Source organism: Saccharopolyspora antiqui (assembly GCF_052246905.1).
Classification (GTDB): domain Bacteria; phylum Actinomycetota; class Actinomycetes; order Mycobacteriales; family Pseudonocardiaceae; genus Saccharopolyspora.
The window spans coordinates 1-704 of sequence record NZ_JBQQBO010000062.1 but is presented as its reverse complement, the minus strand read 5'-3'; the positions used below and the strand labels follow the sequence as shown (position 1 = coordinate 704).

1 protein-coding gene is annotated in these 704 nt (G+C 52.7%); it reads left to right on the top strand.

The window, feature by feature from the left end; translation table 11 throughout:
- Positions 1-102: 102 nt before the first annotated feature.
- Positions 103-704, top strand: a 602-nt coding sequence (locus tag ACTWQN_RS38010; protein WP_443208527.1) for a PoNe immunity protein domain-containing protein, incomplete at its 3' end; no start/stop codon positions are given.

Here is a 704-nt window from a genome sequence, read left to right as displayed (position 1 = left end):
GGTATCGAGGTTTGCGTCAGAAGTGTACGGCGTGGTGACCTTGACCCGTACTATCTAGCGGATGCACAAGGTGCCGTCTTTCAAGAGAGATTCTTCCTGTGGATGCTGGAATACACGGCAGGCAAGGATCTAGACAAGCTAGCTCGCCAGTTCGCTCTCGTCGTCGATGAGTTTGTTCGCTGGAATGAGCTGAATGTCCCTTACCGTCTCTTCTTGCGAGAGAAATTCAAAGATCAAGGTGACACCGACTTGACCATCTGCGCTGTCGACTTCAGTGACAGAGTCGAGTATGAAAATGCGCTGCAACTGTTCAGTATTGCCGTGCTGATTCGAGATGGCCACTCGATTAAGCGCATCATCGCGGCCATGGAGAGCAACCGCTATAGAGACGGGCTATATGAGCAACTGATCTACGAATACGTCACGAATCCGCAGGAAGACATGGACGTGGCGCAGTTCGAGAAGCCCTACTCAGCCCTGCTTGAAGCCTACTTCTTGGAGAGCGCAGAGGCCGCCATCCCGCGCCTCCAAGACTACCTTAAGCAGTGGTATCGCTATCAAGATGGTGCTCGCTGGTACGACGCCCATAAGAAGATCCAAGACGACGAAGCGTTCTACTACGGCTACTGGGCTTTCGAGGCAGGCGCTACCTGTTATTTGCTCGACATTGACGACAGCTCCATCGACCACATGGTCTATCCAAA